We start from the raw sequence: 23,690 nt of genomic DNA, 5'->3' as shown, positions 1-23,690 counted from the left end.
GGATTCCGTCAGGCGCCGGCTAGCTTCTGGGCTTCCACACATGCCAGGGCCGACATATTCACCACGCCGCGGGACGTGACTGACGGCGTCAGGATGTGCGCCGGTTTCGCGGTTCCGAGCAGGATCGGTCCGACGTGAAGCGCCTGGGTGGAAACCTTTAGCAGGTTGAGAGCGATATTGGCCGCATCCAGGTTCGGGAAGAGCAGCAGGTTCGCCTCGCCTTTCAGCTTGCCGTTCGGCATCACGCGCTCGCGCAGCAACTCGTTCAACGCGGCGTCGCCGTGCATCTCGCCGTCCACTTCCAGATCCGGATGAGACTGCCAGAGGATTTCCAGCGCCTCCCGCATCTTGCGTGAGGATGCCGTATCTCGCGACCCGAAGTTCGACAAGGACAGCAGGGCGGCCTTGGGTTCGATGCCGAAGCGGTGAATCTCTTCCGCCGCCAGCAGGGCCATTTCGGCCAGTTCTTCCGCACCGGGATCCTCCGTCACGAAGGTATCGGTCAGGAACACCGCGCCGCGGCTGCTGATCAACAGCGAAAGCGCCGACAGGTCGCAGACGCCGTCGCGCATGCCGATGACCTGGCGGATATCCCGCAGATGACGGATAAAGCGGCCTTCGAGACCGCAGATCACCGCATCCGCATCGCCCCTGCGGACAGCAAGCGCGGAGATGACCGTCGAATTGGTGCGCACGATCGTACGCGCCGCATCCGGCGGCAGGCCTTTTCGGCCGACGCAGGAAAAATACTCGTCGACATAATCGCGGTATCGGGGATCGTCCTGCGGATTGATGAACTCGAAATCCTCTCCCGGCCGGATCTTCAGGCCGAAACGCTCGCACCTGGCCTGCAGGACATCCGGCCGGCCCACCAGGATCGGGCGGGCGATGTTGTCCTCCATCAGCACCTGGGCGGCACGCAGAACCCGCTCGTCCTCGCCCTCGGCGTAGATGATCCGCTTCGGATCCTGGGTCGCCGCCTGAATGATCGGCTTCATGATCAGGCCGGAGCGGAAGACGAAGCGGTTCAGCCGGTCCAGATAGGCGGTGAAATCCTCGATCGGCCGGGTGGCGACGCCGGTTTCCATGGCCGCCTTGGCGACGGCCGGCGCGATCCGCAAAATCAGGCGCTGATCGAAGGGTGAGGGAATGAGGTAGTTCGGTCCAAAAGTTTCCGTCGCTCCGCCATAGGCACGGGCGGCCACATCCGACGGCTCTTCCCGGGCAAGACCCGCGATCGCCTCGACGGCCGCGCGCTTCATCTCCTCGTTGATCGTGGTCGCGCCGACATCGAGCGCGCCGCGGAAGATATAGGGGAAGCACAGGACGTTGTTGACCTGGTTCGGATAGTCGGACCGGCCGGTACACATCACCACGTCCGGTCGCACGGCCAGCGCTTCTTCCGGCATGATTTCGGGATTGGGATTGGCCAACGCCAGGATCAGCGGGCCCTTGCCCATTTTCGCGACCATGTCGGGCTTCAGCACGCCGGCGGCGGACAGGCCGAGGAAGACGTCCGCGCCGTCGATGACCTCCTCAAGGGTCCGCTTGTCGGTCTTTTGCGCGAACTTCGCCTTCCATTCGTCCATGAGCGCTTCGCGGCCCTCGTAGACGACACCCTCGATATCCGTGACCCAGATGTTTTCCAGCTTCGCGCCCAGGCTCACCAGCATGTTGAGGCAGGCAAGGGCTGCCGCCCCTGCCCCAGATGCGACGATCTTCGCCTCGGAGATCTTCTTGCCCGCCAGTTCCAGACCGTTGCGGACGGCGGCGCCGACGATGATCGCCGTACCGTGCTGGTCGTCATGGAAGACGGGAATGTTCATCCGCTCCCGCAACCTGGCCTCGATCTGGAAGCATTCCGGTGCCTTGATGTCCTCCAGATTGATGCCGCCGAAGGTGGGTTCGAGCACGGCGACCGCATTGACGAACCGGTCGACGTCGCGTTCATCGACCTCGATGTCGAAAACGTCGATGCCGGCGAATTTCTTGAACAGAACCGCCTTGCCTTCCATAACCGGCTTGGAGGCCAGCGGACCGATGGCGCCGAGACCCAGAACGGCGGTGCCGTTGGAAATGACGGCGACCAGATTGCCCCGCGCGGTATAATCGGCCGCCTTGGCCGGATCCTTGGCAATTTCCAGGCAGGGAGCGGCAACGCCAGGAGAGTAGGCCAGCGCCAGGTCGCGCTGGTTGCCGAGCGGCTTTGTCGCCTGAATCTCGAGTTTACCGGGCCTTGGGTGCTGGTGATAGAACAGGGCGGCTTCGGTCAGGTCGCTGCCGGTGGTCTTGTCGTCGCTCATGGCTGCCGCCTCTCTTCCATCATACCAAATCGCATTCGGCCTGCCTGTGCGTTGCCGACGCGTAATCCAAGTTCCTTATTAGACAAAGGGATTACCCGCTGCGGTGTAAAATGAGAACCCGCAGAAGCGAAAACAGCACCAGACTGTTGAAGATATGCCATAGAAAATGTGTCCCAACCGTTACGTCGGCGCACAAGGGCATGTCCATCGCCCGGAAGGTGACGGAGACGGCGAACAGGACACCGGTCAGCAGCAGATCCCGGCCAAGCCTGTTGTCGATCCGCCAGAAGGCGATCCCGACCGCGAAGATCGCAAGCAGCGCCGGCAGATAGAAGGCGGACGATCCGAGGATCGGCGCCCAGACCTCGCCCAGGCCCGGTGACATCACGAAGAAGCCGATGACAAGCGCTCCGGCGAGAACCCAGGACATTCCCAGGAACCGCTTCAGAGCAATCAGAAGATAGAGATGGATGAACACGACGATAGGAATGACGTCGGCCATCCCGGCCCACCGGGTCGCGAAGGTGTGAAACAGGAAGGAGCCGATCCCGGTCAGGAAGACGATGCCGATCAGCAGAAGCCCGACCCTGTCGTCCGGCGTCTTCTTCCGCCACATGAAGTAGGCGACGATCGCCGCGATCAGAAACGCGGCATTGGTTACCGCATTCAGCGGTTCGGCCCAGAACTCCGGACCAACCCTTTCGCAATACCGATCAACCTGTGCGCCGAGGTCCAATTTCATCTCCCGTTTACCGCCGGCGGTCGCGGCGGATTCGGGCGCAGACTATCGGCATATGGTCTCCCTGATCAATCGTCCAAGGCGGGCAATTCCATCCTTGATCTTCTCTTCGCTCGGCGCGGAGAAATTAAGACGCATGCAGTTGGCACCGGTCCCGTCGGGGAAGAACGCCCCACCGGGAACAAAGGCGACCTTGGCCTCGGCGATGGAGCGGGCGAGCAGGTCCGCACAATTGACGCCTGCCGGCAGTTCCATCCAGATGAACATGCCGCCTTCCGGCCGGCTCCAGGACACGCCCTCAGGCATGTGTTGATCAAGGGCGTCCAGCATGCAGTCGCGGCGGGCGCGGTAAGCTGTGCGAATCCGGGTCACCTGCGCGTCGAAGGCACGTTCGGAGACAGTCGCCATCACGATCTGGTTGATGGTCGACGAGTTCAGGTCGGAGGCCTGCTTGATCAGAACCAGTTTCTGGATGACCGGTGCCGCCGCGCAGACCCAGCCGACACGCAGGCCCGGGGACAGGGTCTTGGAGAAGCTGCCGCAGTAGATCGTCCGCGTGTTGTCGATACCGCCGTTGCGGGCGATGTCGAGCGCCAGGATCGGCGGCAACGGCGCGCCGTCGTAGCGCAGGGACTGATAGGCCGCATCCTCGATGACGGCGATGTCGAGCTCGGTGGCCAAGTCCAGGATCCGCTCGCGCTCGGACAGATCCAGCGTCAGGCCGGTCGGATTGGCGAAATCGGCGGAGCCATAGGCGAATTTCACCGCCCCACCGTTCTCCGCCGCCGTGTCGCGGTAGTCCTGAGCGGTCCGGTTTGCCGCCGGCAACAGACGGTCATAGGCCGGTTCATATGCATTGAAGGCCTGAAGCGCGCCCAGATAGGTCGGCCATCCGACCAGCGCCGTGTCGCCGGGCGACAGGAACAGCTTGCCCAAATAGTCCAGCGCCTGCTGCGAACCGGAGGTGATCATGATGTTGTCGATGCCGCAGGGGATGCCCAGCTCTGCCATCCGGTCCGCGATCCAGCGGCGCAGCGGCGGATAGCCCTCGCTCACCGAATACTGCAGGGCCGTCTGGCAGGTCTCGGAGGCGAACAGCTCCCCATAGGCGTCGCTGAAGGCCGCGGCCGGGAACAGCGCCGGATCGGGAATACCGCCGGCGAAGGAAATCATGTCCGGCCGATCCAGCAGCTTCAGCAATTCGCGAATTTCGGATGCGGCCATCCGCGACGACCGCGTGGCAAACAAGTGGCTCCAGTCCTGCATGGTGTTTTCGTCTTTTTAGGACGACCTTGTGCTTGATATTATAGGTCAATGACACTTACCTAATCTTTTCGTTTGTGTCTTTCAAGAGCTATTTTTTGTAATTTTCATGCATATCAGAATTCACCAACGCACCTCTGGAACAAACCCGTTTCCTTCGCTATGTCTTCTAAAGAGGAGAATTTTCATGTCCCGTATCGACGAAAGCCGCCCGTTCATTCCGCTCAAGATCGCCGTGCTGACCGTGTCGGACACACGCTCACTGGACGAGGACCGCTCCGGCGCGACCCTTGCCGACCGGATCGCGCGCGACGGCCATATCCTCGCCGACCGCAAGATCGTCACCGATGACGTGCCCGCCATCCGGGACGTGGTGAAGGCGTGGATCGCGGATGAGGCGATCGATGTGGTGATCTCCACCGGCGGCACCGGCTTTACCGGACGGGACGTGACGCCGGAGGCGGTCGAACCGCTGTTCGAAAAGCGCATGGACGGCTTTTCGACCGTGTTTCACCAGATCTCCTACGAGAAGATCGGCACCTCGACGATCCAGTCGCGGGCAACCGGCGGCGTGGCGAATGCCACCTATCTGTTCGTCCTGCCGGGCTCGCCCGGTGCCTGCAAGGACGCCTGGGACGGCATCCTGAAATGGCAGCTCGACTACCGGCACATGCCCTGCAATTTCGTGGAGATCATGCCGCGACTGGACGAGCACCTGAAGCGGGGCAAGCTCCGGGAAGCGTAAGGAGCAACAGGGATTCCTTACCCATCTAATTAAGGTTCCGCCCTTCCCCCCTCGCCTGTTTGCGGCCATGGTGCGGGAATGAGCGCCTTATTCGAAGAACTAGACTACGCCCCCACGCCCATCGGCGCGATCTCCCTGCGCCGTCGTCGCATCCTCGCCCTTGACACGGATGTCTTTGAAATCCTGCTCGGCGACGAGCATCTGATGTCGAGCCTGTTTACCGCATCCGAAGTGGCGTTGGCCGACGAAGGGCTTGCCGCCTTGACCGGCGACGGGCTGGACGTGCTGGTGGGCGGGCTCGGCCTCGGCTACACCGCCCAGGCCGCACTGGCCCATGAAACCGTTGCCGCTCTCACGGTGGTCGATCTTCTGGAACCGGTGATCCGCTGGCACCGGGAAGGCCTCGTGCCCATGAAAACCGAACTCGTCGAGGACCCGCGCTGTCGGTTGGTGCAAGGGGACTTCTTTGCCCTGGCGGCCTCCGAGACCGGCTTCGATGCCGACCGGCCCGGCCGTCAATACGATGCCATCCTGATCGACATCGACCACACGCCGGAGCGATTGCTGCATGGCGGGTCGAAAGGGTTTTACACGGCCGACGGCTTGCGCGGCTTGCAGCGGTTCTTGAAACCCGGCGGGGTTGTCGGTCTGTGGTCCGACGAACCGCCGGACGAGGCCATCATCGCCCTCCTCGGCACGGCCTTTGCCGAGACCTGGGCCGCGCCTGTCGTCTTTGCCAATCCCTTGCAGGACGCGCGCGAGGTCACGCAGGCGGTGTATCTTGGCCGAAAGGCCTAACAGGCCAGGACCACATAGCCCCGGCACCAGCGCAGAAGACCGGCCGTGCCCGCGACGGCCACAATGCTGGGGAGTGTGAATACCCTCTTCAACCTGGACTTCTGGACACAGCCCCGACTGCTGATAAGGTGTAAAATCTGACGATTATAGAACATGTTCAGGATGAATAAATTGAACCCCAGATGGATTTTCAAGGCAATATTTTATCTAACGATTACTATAATAAATATTTACCTGATCTATAATTTCTACTCGAACAACATTACAAAAGATGTAATATTGCTGATTTCCATTTTGATATTCTCCGCATACAGATTATTTATCTTGCGCTACAAGAACGATATTATTTTTGCAAATGCACTAAACTCCCAAGGATGGAGTATATTTAATTATCAGAAATACGATCCTGACAAGTCTCCCTATCCCATGGATAAGGAACATTTGGAGGATCAGGTGACATTCTTTATTTGCATGCCTACGGTTATTTCGGCATTCGATGGACTATTTCTATTCTTGGGACGGAATGAAGGCGTTTCGGAATTTTCAATCATCAATTTCCTGGCTTTCTTCCTTCTCTTTTCATTTGAAATATTTAGAAGGTTGAAGATATAGGTTTATCGTTCAACCTTTTGCTCTAAAACATTATTGAGTTGCCAGTCGCCGCTCGTTGGAGCCGGTCATATGACCTTTACGCCTCACCCCGGCTCCAACGCAGAAAACCGGCCGTGCCTGCCCCCGCGATAACGACGGCGCCATAAAGCGTCACCGTGACCTTCAGCCCGATAACCGGAACGAGAATCCCCGCGATGACGGAGGGCACGCTGAAGGAGAGGTAGCTGAGCGTGAAGATCGAGGCGAAGAGTTCCGCCCGCTCGTCGGGCGCCGCTGTCGGCACGACCGTGCGCAGCACGCCGAAGAAACAGGTGCCGAAGCCGGTGCCGGCGAAGGCCAGAGCAGCCAGGTAGAGCGTCAGGCTGCCGCTCCACAGCGCGACGAGGCAAATGGCCGTGCCGAGGCTCATCACCAATGTGCCGTAGAGGATGACGCCATGGCCCGAGCGGTTGCGGGCGACGAGGCAGGCAAGCGCCCCCATGCCGGCCAGCAGCGTGATCACCAGCCCCTGGAGGATGGCGGAGTGGATGGCGAACACCTGTGCCACGATCGAAGCGCCGAGCGACAGGTAGAGGCCGCCGGTCGCCCAGCTGGCAAACAGCGCCGGCGCGCTGCCCCAGAACACCTTGCGCGAGCTTGGCGGCACGCCGACCCGCGGCTTGAGCGAGGCCAGAAAACCGTCATGGCGCGGGGCTGTTTCCGGAAACAGCCAGATCGCCAGGGCAAAGACGACGCTGACCGCCACGAACCCGCCGAAGACGAAAACCTGGGGCCTTGCCGTGAGGTCGAGGAAAAAGCCGGAGATCAGCGCCCCGAGCGCCAGTCCCAGCAACGGGACGACGGTGTTGATCACAGCCGCCAGCCCCGGCCGGGAGCGCGGCTCGAAGTCTGTGATCGTGGCCGGCAGAGTGGACACCAGCAGTCCGCAGGCCGCCCCCTGCAGAATGCGGGCGAGGATCAGCCCGGACACGCTCGTCGCCTGATCGAAGACGTAAAGGGCAAGTGCGAGCAGTGCGAAGCCGAGGCTCAGGACCGGTCGCCGCCCCACATGATCCGATGCCGATCCCGCGACCAGCAGCGCGGACAGAAGCGCCAGGGCGTAGACCGCGAAGACGACGGTCATGAGCGCGGGCGAGAACCCGATTTCGGCGCGCAACACCGGATAGAAGGGCGACGGCGCACTGGCGCTCGCCATCATCGCCAACGACCCCAGGGTCGTAACCAGAAAGCCGGTCCGGCTCTGCGGCAGGGCGGCGGAAACCGCATAGGACATGGGGAACCTCTCAATGGTTCGAAATTATTCGAACCATTACATACTTCCGTACCGCCAAAGGTTCAACTATATTCGAACCGTGAGCAAGACAGAAAAATCCGCCCCCGAACGGCTCGAGCATCCGCCGGAAGACGAAATCGACCTTTCGAAGGTTCTTTTCGCGCTGAGCGATCCTGCCCGGCTGGAGCTTGTCCGGCAGTTGAAGGACGCGCCTCTGGAAGCGGCCCGCTGCCACCTTCAGGATCCCTCGCTGCCGAAGTCGACGAAATCGCATCAGATGAAGGTCCTGCGCGAAGCCGGCGTCATCCGCAACGAACCCAGAGGCCGCGGCCGGCTCCTGTCCCTGCGCCGCGAAGAGCTGGACCGGCGCTTTCCGGGCCTGCTGGATGCGATCCTGGATGCGTCTTGAGCGGGCTGTCTCCGGCGCGCGTTGGAAGAAAGCGGGCTTAGCGAAGTCTGAGGGATTGGGAGCGTATTCGACGAAGCGGACGTGCGTTGCCCTTAACTTCTATGATCGCTTTGCGTCCCCACTTCGGACCTCGGGAACCCTGGGCGCGGCGATCGAAAGCGGTCGTTCGGAAGTTGGAAAGTCGACGTCCGCGCGGAACAAATCCGTGCGCTCTATGGGACCGGGAAAAGGTGCTCCGGGAATTCACCCGTAAACAGGGCTCACGACCGGCTGAACTCCAGAGCCGTGCTTTCCAATCTAAAACCTTGGGAAGGATCCATGCGGCGCTTTTTATTGCTGGTGATGGGGGGTATCCAGACACGTTGCAACTGACCTGTTCTGTCTCGCTTGGAAAGCTCATGCCGATTACGCCGATGTCGCTCGAACGTATCTATTCGCTTTGGGACAATCTGGCCGACTACGACGTCGGTGACATCCATGCCTCCCGCCGGTTCCTGCTGGAGACGGTCTGCGGCCTGATTGACGCGCAGAACGCGGACTGGATCGGCTGTGTGCGATTGAACTCGCCCCGGACGCGCGATCCGATGAAAGGCTGGCGCCCGCGCACGCTCTTCACCCTGACCCCCTGCGACCACACCAGCGCGGCGATCGACGCGGCTTTTAAGGAAATGGACAAGGGCGAACCGGATATCACCACCACGCGCAACGTGGAGCTGGCCGGGACCTTCCGGGTCCTCAGCCTGAAGGAACTGGCCACCCCGGAGTGGTTCGAAGGGCCTTCCTACAGAAATTACTACAAGGCGCTCGACCGGCAGGATTCCCTTTGGGCCGGCATCCCGCTCAATGCGGATGCGGAAATCCAGATCGGCTTTCATCGCAGCTTCGCCAGTGAGCCCTTCACTCCGGACGAACAGGAAATCGTCTCCCACGCGTTGCGAGGTATTCGCTGGTTCTTCAAGCATCAGATGCTGGGAGAAGGCGTTGGCGTGGCAAGCGCCCCGCTGACCCCGGTCGAGCAGCAGGTATTGCAAGGCCTGCTGCTTGGCCTGACTGAAAAGCAGATCGCCGAACAGAACAACCAGAGCCCCCATACCACCCACGACCACGTGAAGCGGATCTTCCGTAAATACGGCGTGTCCAGCCGCTCGGCGCTGATGGCGCTCTGGCTCGGCAAGGGATTGATCTCGAATAATAACCCCTAAACAGGGGATAGCGCCTCACCTCCAGCAACGGCACAAAGCTGTTTCGGACCATGCCTCGCGATGAACGGCAATCGCGGGGCCGGTGTGGACAGCAACAACCCCTTTGCATCCGCATGGTTCCACCTGAAGCCACCAGGGAGGCCCCATGCCCCGTTTTGCCTCCCCCTCAGCTCCAGCGAGCCTGAAGCGCTACGCCGTCTGGGCCTCTTCCCCTTTCTCCGCCCGCTTTCGTCTCTGCCTCCCGGACAATCAAAAACATGCAGCGCCTTACGACCTTTCGAAGCAAAGGCTGAGGTCCCCGCGTGTCTGTCCGGTCCGCCCTTCGCGCCACGCACTCAGAGACAAAATCAATGTTCACTCGGACCCTCCCTTCGCGACTACGCAACGCTCTGTTGCTTTCTTCCGCACTGGTGTCTTCCGCACTCGTGTCTTCCGCCATGGCCGCCCCCGGTGACGGTGGCAAAGGTGGCTTTGCTCATTCCAGCGAGCTGCCGGGGACCGCGTCACTAACAGGTGCCGGCGGCAACGCGATCGTTCCTGATAGCGTCGTAAAAGGCAGTGGCGGCGGCGGTGCCGGCGTCACTGGCGGCGTCGGCGCCTCCCTCAAAGGAGATCGCGACGGGGGCGATGGCGGCGTGCATGGCTATAGCGGCAACGGCGCCGCGCTGGAAAGCGGTCCGCTTTCCATGCAGGGGACGAATGGTGGCGATGGCACCGATACGAATTCCAATTACGGCGCTGGCGGCGGCGGAGGGGGCGGATTTGGCGCCGTTGCGACCGGCTCTTCTTCCTTGAACGTGACAAGCGGCAGCATTGCCGGTGGGGCGGGCGGCGCGGGAGGAGACAATTTTAGCAAATACGCCGGAGGCGGAGGGAGCGGCGGTTACGGTCTCGCCCTGAACAACACCAGCGGCACCCACACGATCGGTGCGACCGTCACCGGTGGTGATGGTGGCAAGGGCGGAGACAGTAAATACGGCCGAGATAACGACGGTGGAGATGGTGGAGACGGCATCCTGGTAACGGGTCATTCATCGCCTGTCACCGTTGTTATCCAGGGCGACGTCTCCGGTGGCGATGGCGGAGACGGCGGCGACATAGCAGAACTTTACGATTCGGACGGCGGAAATGCGGGCAACGGGGTGAAAGGCACCAATATCAATGTTGTCCTGACCGGCGGAGTCACAATTGCCGGGGGGACGGGCGGTGCGCGAGGGAGCACTCCAGATGTTCCAGATAAGGGGCGCGCTGGCTCGGATGGAAGGGCGATCGCGTTTACAGGTGGCACCAATTCGCTTGAACTTCAGGCCACCTCGAGCGGATCGGTCGCCACGCTCACAGGCGGCATCTCCCATAGTGGATCTAACGACGTTCTGAAACTTGGAGGGGGCAACGATGCCGATTTCGCTCTGTCAGGCCTCGGCGGAACGTTCAGTGGTTTCGGCAATTATGAAAAGACCGGAACCGCGACCTGGACGTTAACCGGCAATACGACGTCGACAAAGGCATGGACCGTGTCCTCGGGTGTTCTGAAGCTCGAAGGCGGCGGCATTGCCGGCGCAACCACCATCTCGAGCGGGGCGACCCTGCAATTCGACCAGACCGCCGATACGACCCATGCCGCCACGATCGAAGGAGCGGGCGGTCTGAAAAAAACCGGCAGCGGCTCGCTGACGCTGACGGGTGCGAATACCTATTCGGGTGGAACGGCCATCGAAGGCGGGATCCTGTCCGGTTCAAGCTCCTCCATCCGAGGCAACGTTGCGGTTTCCTCCGGAGCGGTTTTGGACTTTAAGGAAACGTCCGATATCACCAACGCCAATGTGATTTCCGGTGCCGGCCGGTTGCAGAAGTCGGGCAGCGGGACACTGAGCCTGACGGGCGCCAACACCTATTCGGGTGGAACGGCCATCGAAGGCGGGATCCTGTTCGGTTCCAGCTCCGCCATCCGGGGCAACATCGCAGTCTCCTACGGAGCAGCGGTGGACTTCAACGAAGCCTCCGATGTCACCAACGCCAACGTGATTTCCGGCGCGGGAATGTTGCGGAAGTCGGGGAGCGGCATGCTGACCCTGACGGGTGCCAACACCTATTCGGGCGGCACCGCGATCAAGGCTGGGACCTTGATCGCCGACACGACTTCCATTCTCGGAGATATCGACATTGGGTCCGGTGCGACGATGCGCTTCGACCAGGATACGGACAGCAGTTTTTCCGGAGGAATTTCCGGGTCCGGGGCCTTGGAGAAATTTGGTGCGGGCTCTCTTTCTTTAACCGGTGCGTATTCTTTCACGGGTGAAACGAAGGTGTCGGGAGGTGAACTGCTGATCGGCGGCGCTTATCTCAACTCCTCCAGCTCGTTTAATCTGACCGGTGGAGCTTTGACGATATCCGGCAGCGGCGCCAAGACCATCCACGAATTGAAGGTTGGATCTTCGGGCTCCCTCAAGCTGAATGGGGGGAGTCTGGCTGTTACGCAGACCATCAACAGCACTCAGCATTTGTCGCTGATCGGTACCGGTACCCTCAATCTCGATCAGGCCGGAAACAGTCTTGGCGGCGGCGTTACCTTGCAAAACGGTTCGCTGATCGTCGGAACGGCCTCCGCCAGGAAGACCGCAAGTCTTGCCGCCGATGTATCGGTATTGAAAGATGCGATCCTGGGAGGACATGGCGCGATAACGGGAGCCGTGACGAACAACGGCCGGATTGCACCGGGCAACTCCATCGGCACCCTGACGATCAATGGCGATCTGTCCGGTTCGGGTACACTCGATATCGAGGTCGACGGAAACACGTCCGGAACGCCAAGCGCCGACAAGCTCATCGTCAATGGGGGCGTTGACGTCAGCGCCATGACCCTGGATCTCGTGCTGTCTCCGACCGATGCGGCGCACTGGTCCTATGGACCCACGGGCCCGTTTACCATTATCGAGAACGATGGCAATGACGCCGTTGTGGGGCCGTTCGCGGACGTCAACGATAACCTGCTGTTCCTGGATGCTTCGTTGAACTACACAGCCGGAACGGGCAATGACGTGCAGTTGACGCTGTTTCGCAATGAAATCGACATGGTTGCCGCCGCACAAACGGTCAACCAGACCGCAACGGCGGTGGCGATCGATTCGTTGGGAAACACAAATCCGGTCTATCTGTCCGTGGTGACAACTGTTGGCGACGAAAACGCGGCCCGGGTTGCGTTCGACAGCCTCTCCGGTGAAATCAACGCAACCTTGCGCTCGGTGCTGGTGAGCGACAGCGATTTAACCAGGGACATGGCGCTGGCCCGGCTCCGGGACAGTGGTTCCTCGGGCTCGGGTTTGTGGGGCAACGCGATCGGAAACTGGGGGCACTACGGCTGGAACGAGGGAACCTACGAGGCCGACAGCACAACGGGCGGTTTCCTCTTCGGCTATGACCATACCGTCTCTCATGCCCTTACGCTGGGCGTGATGGCCGGCTACACCCGTACCGACGTGTCGGTGGATCAACTGAATTCCAGGGCCGAAGCCGACAGCTTTCATCTCGGCCTCTATGCCGGCGGCGCCTGGAACGGATGGACCTACAAAGGCGGTGTCGCGGCGGCCTACAACGATGCCGATGTGAGCCGTGACGTGAGAGCCACGAGCACGCTTTCGCAGTCGCTCACATCCGATCAGCAGATCTATTCCACGCAAGTGTTTGCCGAAGCCGGCTATGAATTCGACGTTCGCGGCGTCACCCTGGAGCCTTTCGCCGGTGTCGCCCGGCTTCACCTGGCAAGCAGCGGATTTACCGAGGAGGGCGGTTCGGCCGCGTTGACCGCCGCCGGTCAGGGCGACGACACCGGCTTCCTGTGGGTCGGAATGAGAACCGCGGCGGCTTTCGATCTGTTCGGCGCAAAAGCAACCGCAAAGGCAAGCGTTGCCTGGCAGCACGCAAGCGCAGAAACCGTTGCCTTCAATCAGGCATTCGCCTCGGGCGGTGACAGTTTCACGGTCAATGGAGCGCCTTTCTCAAGAGACACGGCCCAAGTCGATGCCGGCCTTGGCGTAAACCTTGGCGGAAACGCGGATCTGGACTTCTCCTACTCCGGCCGACTTGGGAGCGATACGCAGAATCACGGTGTGAATGCACGGCTGTCGATCCGCTTCTGAACCGAAGGAAGCCCTGAGAACAAGCGTCATCCGCTCTATCGGGCGGATCATATCCATGCTCCCCGCGGCAGGCGTCTGAAAGAAGTGTTTAATGGGTCCGAACAGAAAAGCAGATCGCCGAACAGAACAACCAGAGCCCCCATCCACCCACGACCACGTGAAGCGGATCTTCCGCAAATACCGCGTGTCCAGCCGCTCGACGCCGATGGCGCTCTGGCTTGGCAAGGGCTTGATTTCAAACAACAACCCCTGAACAGGGGATAGCTCCTCTCCCTCTCTCACGCCAAAAGACGGTCGCTAACTCAACTTGCGCCGCGACGAGGGGGATAGATGGACATCAACGACACAATGTCTTGCAGGTCTTGCAAGACGACAAGCCTCGCGCGAGCGCGCGCGTCACACACTCTCAGAACCGCTCTTCTGCTCGGCACGGCGCTGGTCGCCGCAGCCGCCATGAGTTCCGGAACCGCTCAGGCCAGGGGCGGCCAGGGTGGCAACGGCGGCAGCGACGCGGTCTTGTTTTCCAGCATCGGGCGTGGCGGCGCCGGCGGTTTGACCGGGAGCGCCGGCCACAACGGGACGAGCGCGACAGCGACTACGGGCAATGGCGGTGGCGGCGGTGGCGGTGCCGGCGGCTTTGCAGGTGGAGCCGGTGCCAGCGTTGCCCCCGGAGGCGCTGGCGGCGATGGCGGGGCGGGCGGCACGCACGGGCAGACGGTCTCCACTTCGACAACGATTACAAGCGCCACCACGGGCAATGACGGCGGCGATGGCACCGATGGCGAGGCGGGCACGACGATCTACACCAGTGGTGGCGGCGGCGGCGGCGGCGGCGGCGAGGGTGGCCATGGCGTCGCCGTGGACGCCGCCGTGACGATCACCAATACCACAGACATCGCGGGTGGCGCCGGCGGTCAGGGCGGTCAGCGCGGAGCCGGAAACGCCGGAGGCAGCGCCGGATCCGTCGGCTTTGGCGGTGGCGGCGGGGTCGGCCTCTCAACCTCGGTGTCCGGCGTGAGGGTGATCAACACCACATCGTCCACAATTACGGGCGGCAACGGCGGCTCCGGCCAGGCGAACGCCGCAGGCGGCGCCGGCGTCAGGGGCGCAGGCCTCACCATCGTCAACAGCGGCACGATTTCCGGCGGGCTCTCCCACAGCGGAGGCAACCGCGCCAATGCCATCGAATTCACCTCCGGCACCAACATTCTGGAGCTGAGAGCCGGTTCGACGATCACCGGCAATGTCGTCGCGGGCGGCACCAGCGACACGCTTGTTCTGGGAGGCGATACCGGCCCGGACGCGAGCTTCGATACATCTGAATTCGGCACCAAGTACACCGGCTTCGAAGCCCTTTCGAAGACAGGCAACTCCACATGGACCCTGACCGGCACGAGCACCCATGCCGGCGGCACGTTGGTCGAGGCCGGGACCTTGCGGGCCGGCTCGGCCGGCGCATTCGCAGCAAACACGGCCTACACGGTCAATGGCGGCACACTCGACCTCAACGGGCACGATCTCACGATGTCGGCGCTTTCCGGTACCGGCGGTACTGTCTCGCTCGGAAGTGCGGGGCTGACGGTGAACCAGTCGGGCAGCACCACTTATGGCGGTTTGATCAGCGGCGCCGGTTCGCTGACCAAATCGGGTGCCGGCACGTTGACGCTGACCGGGACGAACACACATACCGGTGGCACAACGGTTTCCGCCGGCACGCTGCAAATCGGCAATGGGGGTACCAGCGGTAGCCTGACCGGCGATGTCACCAACAACGCGGCTCTCATCTTCAACCGTAGTGACGCCCTGACATATGGCGGGGCGATCAGCGGAACCGGTTCGCTGAGCAAAACCGGTGCGGGCACGTTGACCCTGACCGGGACGAACACACATTCCGGCGGCACAACGATTTCCGCCGGCACGCTGCAAATTGGGAGTGGCGGCACCAGCGGTAGCCTTACCGGTAATATCACCAACAATGCAGCTCTCATCTTCAACCGTAGTGACGCGCTTACATATAGCGGGGCAATCAGCGGCACCGGTTCGCTGACCAAATCCGGCGCGGGCACGTTGACCCTGACCGGGGCGAACACACACACCGGCGGCACCACGGTTTCCGGCGGCAAGCTCGTGGTCAACGGCGGCATCGGCGCGGTGACCCTGTCTGGCGGCAGCCTCGGAGGGTCAGGCACAATTGGCGGAGTGACCGCGAGTGCCGGCAGCACGATCGCGCCTGGCAATTCCATCGGCACCCTCAATGTCGCCGGCAACGTTTCCTTCGCCGCTGGCTCGACCTATGACGTGGAAGTCGACGCCGCCGGGAACTCCGACAGGATCGACGCCACCGGCAGCGTGAGCATCGACGGTGGCGCCACAGTCAGGATCCTGGCGGAAAACGGCACGGACGATGGCTCCGGCTATGCTCCGTCCACCACATACACGATCATAACTTCGGACACGGGGCGGTCCGGCATGTTTGGCGCTGTCAGCGAGGACTTCGCTTTCCTCGATGCTGCGCTTGGATACGAGGCCAAGGCCGTGACCCTGACGCTGACCCGCAATGCCTCGTCCTTTGCCTCGGTCGGCAGGACGGCAAACCAGCGGGCGGTCGCCAATGCCGTGAGCAGCGGGGCCACCGGCAACGGGGTTTTCGACGCAGTCGTCGGGCTCAGCGCCGACGGCGCCAGGGCGGCTTTCGACAGCCTGTCCGGGGAGATCCACGCCTCTCTGCCGGCCATGTTCCTCAACGACAGTGCCCGGCTGCGCGACACGGCGACCAGCCGCATTCACGATGCCTTTGCCGGCTTTTCGGAGGGACCCGAGATCGCCTTCCATGGTCCGGCCGGCATGGGGGATCCGGGTATGGGCGCCGGGTCGGGCTTCAACCTCAGCACCTGGGGCAGCGCCTACGGGGCCTATGGCCGGCTCGCCGGCGATCCCAACGCAGCCACGCTGTCGCGCAGCACCGGCGGCGCCCTCATCGGCCTGGAGGCAACCGCCTGGCCCCGGGCCCGCTTCGGTGTGCTGGCCGGTCTCGGCCAGAACCAGGCCAGCGTCTCCGCGCGCGCCTCATCCGCGGATACGGACAGCTACACCCTCGGGGCCTATGGCGGGGTGCGGCTCGCCGACCTCGGTCTCACCTTCGGCGCGGCCTACAGCTGGCACGATGTGACAAGCGAACGCGCCGTCGCCGTCGGCAGCCTGCGGGACACGCTCACCGCAGACTATTGGTCCCGTACCGCCCAGGTCTTCGGCGAAGTCTCCTATTCCCTGGAAACACCCTGGCTGCAGGTCTCCCCCTTCGCCGGACTGGCGCTCCTGCATCAGCAGACCGACGCCTTCAAGGAGCGGGGCTCCGCGGCCCTGGCGCTGACCGGGGATGGCTCCAGCCAGTTTCTCGGTTCAAGCACGCTCGGCCTTCGCATGTCGAAAACCCTCGCCACCGCAGACGGTGTCTCTGCGGCTCTGACCGGCACCCTCGGCTGGCGCCACGCCATAGGCGATCTGACGTTCGATCAGCGCATGGCGCTTTCCGGTCTTGGCCCCTTCACGGTCCAGGGCGTGCCTCTCGACCGCGACACGGCCCTCATCGAGGCAGGCGTTGCCCTGAACCTCTCCGACCGCGCCACCCTCGGCCTCTCCTACCAGGGAGCCTTCGGAGAAAAGGCAAGCGACCAGGGCGCAAACGCAAGGGTCAACATCAAGTTCTGACAAGCGTCCCGTTTCGGCCGTTTGCGATCCGAAACTTTCGTCCTGATAGCTGCCGTCTGGTGCGGTTGATCAAGGGGCCAAGAGGGGCGAGGAGCTGGACCGACGCTTTCCGGGCCTGCTACATGCGATTCTGGATGCGTCTTGAGCGGGCGGATGGAGCAGCGGCATGGCCCCCGGCAATTTCAGGGAAACCATGCCGCGGCTAAGCGTCAAATCCGGCTGACGAACCAGACATTCATCGGGTCGTGCGGCAGGACGTGGCGGGTGACTGCGGCAAAGCCCGCGTCCTCCAGCATCCGTTGTGCCGTTTCCCAGCCCCACATGGTGCCGAGTCCGTCGCCGCCCTGGCCGATCGAAACCGGTGTGCAATGGGCACAGGAGACGGCGTAGAGCAGCGATGCCATCGGGAAGTCCAGGTTCTGTTCAAGATAGGCCGAGCCGCCGATATCCTGCATCAGATAGATGCCACCGGGTTTGAGCGAGGCCCTCAGGCCGTTGATCAGACCTTCGGGATCCTTCTGGTCGTGCACCGCGTCAAAGGACATGACGAGGTCGAACCGTCCGGGTTCTGAATAACCGGTGAGGTCGCGCTGCTCGAAGACCACATTCGATAACCCGGCGCTGTGTGCCCGATTGCGGGCATGGTCGATCGCATCCGCGCAGAGGTCGTAGCCGGTGAACCGGCTTGCCGGAAAGCGCTCGGCCAGAGCAATCAGCACATGGCCCCGGCCGCAGCCCGCATCCAGGACGTCGATACCTTCCTCAAGACGCACGTCGATACCGTCAATGAGCGGCAGGATCGCCTCGAACAGGCCATCCTTCACGGTCTGGTCGCTGTCTTCGGCCATGATCTGGTGAAAGCAGGGATAATCGGAATATCCGGTGCCTTCCCCTGTCTTGAGACAGTGCAGGATCCGGTCTTCGAGCTTGCCGAGGAGGGCAACGTGCTGCGCATAGACCGCCAGGTTCCCGAGCGCGCCACCGGGAACCAGGCAGGCGGCGTGGGCGTCGGGCAGCGCGTAGGTTCTGTCCGCGGGGTCGTATTCGATAATACGGCCGGTCACCATCACGGCCAGCCATTCGCGGACATATCGCTCGGCCAGACCGGTGCGCTCTGCAATCTCGTCGCTCGTGGCCGGAGGCTGCCCCGACAGGGCCGTGAAGAGACCCGCGCGGTGGCCGACCGACAGCATTGTCGCCACGGCGCCCGCATTCAGAAGCGTGCCGATGTGTTCGGCGAAGGCTTCGGGATGTGTGTCGGTAATCGTCATCTTGTTCATTTCGTTTCTCCTGTTTTCAGATAATCGGACCGGGCCTCTCCGCCCCCGAATGCGGGTTGCGGTTGGGAAAAGGCGGCGCGCTGCCCGGTGTGTCTTTTGGATCGCGCTCCCGTTGGCGATCTCTGCGCCAGAATGGCGCCGGTGATCCGGTCGGCGGCGATACGGGCTGCGTCGAAATAGCCGGTAAAGATCGGCTGGAAACCGGCGAACCAGAGCCCGGGATTGGCAGGATCCGGCTCCCCCATCGGATGGGTCGGCTGACCGTCGGCATCCAGGACACCAAGCGGACCGAGCAGCGTCTCCAGCCCGGAGCGATAGCCCGTCGCGGCGATCACCACGTCCGGAGAGCATTCGCCGCCGCCTGCCAGGATCACACGCCCCCGGTCGAAGCGGACGACCTCGGAGACCACCTGCATCCGCCCGCTTTTCAGCTCCGAGACGAAGCCGTCATCGATGGCGAAGGCAACACCGTCCCGTAAAAGCCGCGTGCCGCCGCCTTCCGGATGGCTCTTCAGGCCGTAGCGGGCGAGATTGCCCAGAAACAAGCGCTGCGTGAGCCGGAAGGCCGGGTCGACGAGGCTCAGGGGCATGGCCGCGAACAGACGGGCCATCCGGTGCAGCGGAAAGCCGAAGATGCGCGGGGGAACGATCGCCGGGCCATGCCTGACCGAAACCAGGACTTCCGCCGGTGCATGCCGCGACAGGTGGTTGAGCACATCCGAACCGGAATTTCCGGCCCCGATCACCAGCACCCGCTTCCCGTTGAACCGGGACACATCGCCAATGTCGGCCGCGTGCAGGAATGCGCCTGTAAAGCCGGCGCGCCCCGGCCAGTCGGGGATGTGGGGAAACCGGTCGCGTCCGGTCGCAATGACGACATGCGCGGCATGAAATTCGCCGACATTCGTCTCGATGCGCCACGTACCACCCTCGCGGGCTAGGGCGGTCACGTCCGTGCCGAAGCGGATTTCCGCGCCAAGCCGGTCCGCATAGCGTTCCAGATGCGCGACGACGGTATCGCGCCTCAGGAAGGGGCCGTCGCAGCGTGGCGCGTCCTGACCCGGCAGTCGGGCAAAGCGGCGATGGATGTTCAGGCGGAGCGCGGGATGACGGGACCGCCATGGCTCGCCTATCCGTTGCCGTGCTTCAAGCACCGTGACCGGAACACCCCGGTCGGCGAGGGTTTTCGCGCAGACAAGCCCGGATACGCCCGCGCCGATCACGATGACCGGGGTTTCGCTTGTCGGTTTCATGGGAGATCTCCTTCTGATGACCCGTTCGAGGGCCAAGGAGATGGACGACGGGGGCGAAATTCGATAGAAGAAGAAACGAAGGAACCGGTGATTATCGGACAAGATTCCTATGCCTGATCATAAAAATCCGCTTGTTTCGGTTATCATCGGCGCATCCTGTGCCGGAACCGCGACCGTTTTTTCCATCCTCGACGTCCTGGCTTCCGTCGGGCGGGACTGGGAGGCCCTGCACGGCACCCCCCCGTCACCTGCGACCTTCACAGTCAGTTACATCACTGCGAACGGGGCGCCCTATTGGGACATCAACGGTCGCCGGATCACGCCCGACGCGACCCTGGACGAGCATCCGAAGCCCGATCTTGTCATCGTGCCGGAACTGCTATTCGATCCGAGCCTGCCGTTGCCCGAGGATCTCGTCGCCCTGTCCCGATGGATCGCCACGGCTTACGAGGACGGCGCGACGGTGGCTTCGGTCTGTTCGGGGGCATTGCTGCTGGCCGAGGCCGGTCTGCTCGACGGCAACGAAGCAACGACCCATTGGGCATTCGCAGACATGCTCGCCCGCGACTACCCTCTGGTCAAAGTCCGGCGCGAGCGCATCCTTGTGCCGGCCGGCGAAGGGCACCGGGTGATCACCGCAGGCGGTGCATCGGCGTGGGAAGATCTGCTGCTCTATCTGATCGGCCGGTTCGCGGGCGCCGAAACGGCGCGTCGCATAGCCAAGCTTCACCTGATCGAACCGCATGGCGACGGGCAAATGACTTATGCATCGCTCACCGCCGGACGCCAGACCGAGGACCGGATTGTGTGCGAAGCCCAGCTTTGGGCGGCGGACAATTACGCCTGCCCCATGCCGGTGACGGAGATGGCTTCGCGCAGCGGCCTGTCGGAACGGAGTTTTCTGCGCCGGTTCCGCCGGGCAACCGGCCAGTCGCCGGCCGACTATGTTCAAAGCCTGCGGGTCGAGGAAGCCAAACAGTTGCTCGAGACGACCGACATGTCGGTCGAGGATATTTCGGCGGAGGTCGGTTATTCGGAACCGTCCAGCTTCCGGTCAGCCTTTCGAAAACGGGTCGGCGTATCCGCTTCCGTCTATCGCCGGAAGTGGCGCTCTGTGTCTGCGGTTGGAACTGTTTGAAACCGTAAAGGGCGCCCTGAATTCCGGCTGCCCCGTCGTTTCCCGGAGGCCCGGACCTTCAATCCGTCCTGTTCCTGAACGTCTGCAGCAGCTCTGCAACGAGCGGATTCGGGAAGCGCCGGTGCAGGGTTACGGCGAAGAATTCCTCCTTTATCCCTCCAAGCCGTCCCAGTTCAACCAGCATTCCCGTCGACAGCTCGTCTCTGACGACAATCGGGGGAATGACGGCAATACCGGCCCCCGCACGGGCCAGGAGGCGGAGCATGGCCATGTCGTCGGCTTCCGCCGCGATTTTCGCAGGAATGCCCATTTGCTCCACCAGCGCATCGAAAGAGGCCCGCAAGGCGGATTCCGGGGTCGGCAGGATCAGCGGTTCGTCGGCAAGCAGCTCCGCTAGGGGCCGGTCCGCCGATCCCGAGGCGGGCGGCAGGCCGATCAGGCTGACCGGTTGTTCGGAAAGGGAATGGACGAGATAGGGGCTCGATGCGTCGCGGGCCGGGACGAGATTCGTCAGGACAACGTCGACCGAAAGCGCTTCCAGCGCGCGCAGCAGGTCCGCCTGCGCTCCGGAGCGGAGGACCACTTCCACATCGGAACGCCCGATCAGCGGCTCCAGGAAGCCGATCTGGAAGTTCCGCGAAAGCGTTGCCAGCGCCCCGACCCGGAGCGCCTTGCGCCCGGAGCCGGCGTTGCTCAAGGTCGCCGTCAGATCGTCCGCGGTGCGAAAGATCGCTTCGGCGTGGTCGAGGGCAATCCGGCCGGCTTCCGTGAGGACCAGCCCGCGCCCCCGGCGTTCGAAGAGATCGTGACCGAGCGAGGCTTCCAGCGTTTTGATCTGGGAGGACAGCGCCGACTGCGACAGGTTCAGTGTGCGCGCCGCGCCGGTCAGCGTGCTGTCGCGGGCGACCGCGCGGAACAGTCTCAGGTGATGAAGGTTCAGCCAGACCGCCGACAAAGCTCTCTCCTCTCCACTGTCACCCCGGCCAAGCGAAAGCGCGAGCCGGGGTCGGCGAGGCAAAAGCCTCTCGTTTTCAATACATTACATAATCAAAGCCGAGGCTCTCCGGTCCCGGATCTACGCTCGCGCTTCGTCCGGGATGACGAAATCAGGGTTTGTTGTCGACCTCGTTCAGCACATTCACTCTTCTAAAATATAGAACGATATCGAAGATAATATGTATTTTTATAGATAAAAGCGAGACGATATATCCACGGCGATCCACGAACCGACCGCGAGGCTTCCATGTCGCCCCTCCTCTCCCCGCTCCTCCTCCAGCTCTTCCCTCTGGCCCTCCTGGCGCCTGTCGTGCTTATAGCGACATCCCTTGTCGCGGCGGTTCGCAGCGGCCGTCGCCCGGCCGCCTTGCCCCGGCTGTCCGAAGGGGCAGCACTTCTGGCGCTGGTGCTTGCGGCAACCGGAACGGTGCAATTGCTCGTCGCGGGGCCGACCCGCCTTTCCCTGCTCGATGGTCCGTTTCCGATTGTCTTCTGTCTCGACGCCATCAGCACGACCATGACGATGCTCGTCGCCTTCATCGGCTGGATCGTCCTGCGCTATTCCCGCAGCTACCTCGACGGCGAAGCACGGGAAGGCGCGTTTCACGGATTGATGCTGGCCGCGCTCGCCGCCGTCCTGGTCCTGGTCCAGTCGGGAAGCATGACGGTTCTGGTGCTCGGGTTCGTCAGCATCGGGCTTTGCGTGCGAAGGCTGCTTCTGTTCTACCCGGAGCGGGCCGCCGCACGGCGGGCCTCGACCAAATTCGCCCTCGTGTGGCACACCGGCGATCTTGCGCTTGCTCTCAGCACCATCCTGTTTGCGGCGGCTTTGGGTACAGGAGAGTTTACCCGGCTGACCGAGCTCGCCAACCCCCACCTCACGCTTCCCGCGCATCTGGCAGTCGTCTTTCTCGTGCTCGCAGCCGTGTTGAAAACAGCGGCGTTCCCGCTGCACGGTTGGCTGACGGAAGTCATGGAGGCGCCGACGCCGGTCTCCGCCCTTCTGCATGCGGGCATCATCAATGCAGGCGGCTTCCTTCTGATCCGGACGGCGGATCTCGTTCAGGCAAGCCCCGGCGCAATGGGCACACTCGTCGCCATCGGCGGTCTGACCGCTCTTTTCGGCGCCGTGGTGATGCTGACCCAAAGCGCGGTCAAGACCGCGCTCGCCTGGTCCACCATCTCCCAGATGGGGTTCATGCTGCTCCAGTGCGGGCTCGGCCTGTGGCCGCTGGCGCTGCTGCACATCGTTGCGCATTCCCTCTACAAGGCCCACGCCTTCCTGTCCTCCGGCGGTGCTGTCGAAGCCGTCGCCGGCCTGCGCAGACCCGGCCCGATCGCCGTGCCCAGCCTTGCCAATGTGGCGAAGTCCTTCGCAATTGCCCTGGTTCTTTACGCCGCGGTTTCGGTCGCATTCTCCGTCGTCGCCGGTCCCAAGACACCGCAGGCCCTCGCCCTCGGCGCCGTGCTTGTTTTCGGTGTGGCCTATCTGGTGGCACAGGGCCTTGCGGATACGGCGCCGGCCGACCTGACCTACCGCACCTCCGTTTCTGCCGGAGCCGTCGCGCTGGCCTATTTCACGTTTCAGCAGGTTGCCCACCGGATCTGGGGTGCGGCCCTGCCGGAAACGCCGGTTGCGGGACCGCTCGAATGGGCGCTGATCGTGCTGACGGTCTTCTCCTTCGGTCTCGTCGCCTTCGCCCAATCCCTGTTTCCGCTGTGGGCGCACCATCCGGCGACCGCCGGCCTTCGGGTGCACGTGGCAAACGGGCTTTACCTCAACGCGCTCCTCGACCGCTTCATCGGCGGATACCGGGTCGCCAAATCCAAGTAAG

The 23,690-nt window shown here is 62.8% G+C and carries 15 protein-coding genes; 8 read left to right on the top strand and 7 right to left on the bottom strand.

What is annotated here, in order from left to right; all coding sequences use genetic code 11:
• Window positions 1-8 precede the first annotated feature (8 nt).
• The 3 genes from ACN0SO_RS07385 to ACN0SO_RS07375 form a co-directional block, all read right to left on the bottom strand.
• Window positions 9-2,303: an NADP-dependent malic enzyme gene (locus tag ACN0SO_RS07385; protein WP_417676082.1), complete on the bottom strand. Its 2,295-nt coding sequence runs from the start codon at window positions 2,301-2,303 to the stop codon at window positions 9-11.
• Window positions 2,304-2,394: 91 nt separating this feature from the next.
• The gene (locus ACN0SO_RS07380) at window positions 2,395-3,045 is read right to left on the bottom strand and encodes a ceramidase domain-containing protein (protein WP_417676080.1); all 651 of its coding nucleotides are present in this window, start codon (window positions 3,043-3,045) and stop codon (window positions 2,395-2,397) included.
• Window positions 3,046-3,087: 42 nt separating this feature from the next.
• Entirely contained in the window at window positions 3,088-4,308 is a 1,221-nt protein-coding gene (locus ACN0SO_RS07375; RefSeq protein WP_417676078.1) for a PLP-dependent aminotransferase family protein, read from the bottom strand.
• 184 nt (window positions 4,309-4,492) lie between these two features.
• Between ACN0SO_RS07375 and moaB the strand changes: the two genes are divergently transcribed.
• Window positions 4,493-5,050, top strand: a complete 558-nt coding sequence (gene moaB / locus ACN0SO_RS07370; protein WP_417676076.1) for a molybdenum cofactor biosynthesis protein B — start codon at window positions 4,493-4,495, stop codon at window positions 5,048-5,050.
• A gap of 78 nt (window positions 5,051-5,128) precedes the next feature.
• Window positions 5,129-5,848, top strand: a complete 720-nt coding sequence (locus tag ACN0SO_RS07365) for a spermidine synthase (RefSeq protein WP_417676074.1) — start codon at window positions 5,129-5,131, stop codon at window positions 5,846-5,848.
• 688 nt (window positions 5,849-6,536) lie between these two features.
• Here the strand turns inward: ACN0SO_RS07365 and ACN0SO_RS07360 are convergent.
• Window positions 6,537-7,733, bottom strand: a complete 1,197-nt coding sequence (locus tag ACN0SO_RS07360; RefSeq protein WP_417676072.1) for an MFS transporter — start codon at window positions 7,731-7,733, stop codon at window positions 6,537-6,539.
• 79 nt (window positions 7,734-7,812) lie between these two features.
• Here ACN0SO_RS07360 and ACN0SO_RS07355 point away from each other — a divergent pair, with 79 nt between their 5' ends.
• The 4 genes from ACN0SO_RS07355 to ACN0SO_RS07340 all read left to right on the top strand — a co-directional run bounded on the left by ACN0SO_RS07355 (window position 7,813) and on the right by ACN0SO_RS07340 (window position 17,188).
• Entirely contained in the window at window positions 7,813-8,142 is a 330-nt protein-coding gene (locus ACN0SO_RS07355) for an ArsR/SmtB family transcription factor (RefSeq protein ID WP_417676070.1), read from the top strand.
• Window positions 8,143-8,540: 398 nt separating this feature from the next.
• Window positions 8,541-9,344, top strand: coding sequence for a helix-turn-helix transcriptional regulator (locus ACN0SO_RS07350; RefSeq protein WP_417676069.1), 804 nt, complete (start codon window positions 8,541-8,543; stop codon window positions 9,342-9,344).
• Between the two features lie 350 nt (window positions 9,345-9,694).
• The gene (locus ACN0SO_RS07345; protein ID WP_417676068.1) at window positions 9,695-13,480 is read left to right on the top strand and encodes an autotransporter domain-containing protein; all 3,786 of its coding nucleotides are present in this window, start codon (window positions 9,695-9,697) and stop codon (window positions 13,478-13,480) included.
• A 348-nt stretch (window positions 13,481-13,828) separates the two neighbouring features.
• The gene (locus tag ACN0SO_RS07340; RefSeq protein ID WP_417676066.1) at window positions 13,829-17,188 is read left to right on the top strand and encodes an autotransporter outer membrane beta-barrel domain-containing protein; all 3,360 of its coding nucleotides are present in this window, start codon (window positions 13,829-13,831) and stop codon (window positions 17,186-17,188) included.
• Between the two features lie 209 nt (window positions 17,189-17,397).
• Here ACN0SO_RS07340 and ACN0SO_RS07335 read toward each other — a convergent pair whose 3' ends face one another.
• Window positions 17,398-18,468: a class I SAM-dependent methyltransferase gene (locus tag ACN0SO_RS07335; RefSeq protein ID WP_417676064.1), complete on the bottom strand. Its 1,071-nt coding sequence runs from the start codon at window positions 18,466-18,468 to the stop codon at window positions 17,398-17,400.
• Window positions 18,465-19,721, bottom strand: coding sequence for a flavin-containing monooxygenase (locus tag ACN0SO_RS07330; RefSeq protein ID WP_417676062.1), 1,257 nt, complete (start codon window positions 19,719-19,721; stop codon window positions 18,465-18,467). The genes ACN0SO_RS07335 and ACN0SO_RS07330 overlap by 4 nt, the downstream gene beginning before the upstream one ends.
• A gap of 109 nt (window positions 19,722-19,830) precedes the next feature.
• Between ACN0SO_RS07330 and ACN0SO_RS07325 the strand changes: the two genes are divergently transcribed.
• Window positions 19,831-20,859: a GlxA family transcriptional regulator gene (locus ACN0SO_RS07325; protein ID WP_417676060.1), complete on the top strand. Its 1,029-nt coding sequence runs from the start codon at window positions 19,831-19,833 to the stop codon at window positions 20,857-20,859.
• A 58-nt stretch (window positions 20,860-20,917) separates the two neighbouring features.
• On the opposite strand, the gene ACN0SO_RS07320 is transcribed toward ACN0SO_RS07325, so the two are convergent.
• A complete protein-coding gene (locus ACN0SO_RS07320) occupies window positions 20,918-21,814 on the bottom strand; it encodes a LysR family transcriptional regulator (protein ID WP_417676058.1) in 897 nt (298 codons plus the stop codon).
• Window positions 21,815-22,102: 288 nt separating this feature from the next.
• Here ACN0SO_RS07320 and ACN0SO_RS07315 point away from each other — a divergent pair, with 288 nt between their 5' ends.
• Window positions 22,103-23,689 carry a proton-conducting transporter membrane subunit gene (locus ACN0SO_RS07315; RefSeq protein ID WP_417676056.1) on the top strand — a complete coding sequence of 529 codons (1,587 nt, stop codon included), beginning with the start codon at window positions 22,103-22,105 and terminating at the stop codon, window positions 23,687-23,689.
• Window position 23,690: the final 1 nt, after the last annotated feature.

This window comes from Roseibium sp. (genome assembly GCF_048260565.1).
Taxonomy (GTDB): domain Bacteria; phylum Pseudomonadota; class Alphaproteobacteria; order Rhizobiales; family Stappiaceae; genus Roseibium.
This window is presented reverse-complemented; position numbering and strand designations above follow the sequence as displayed.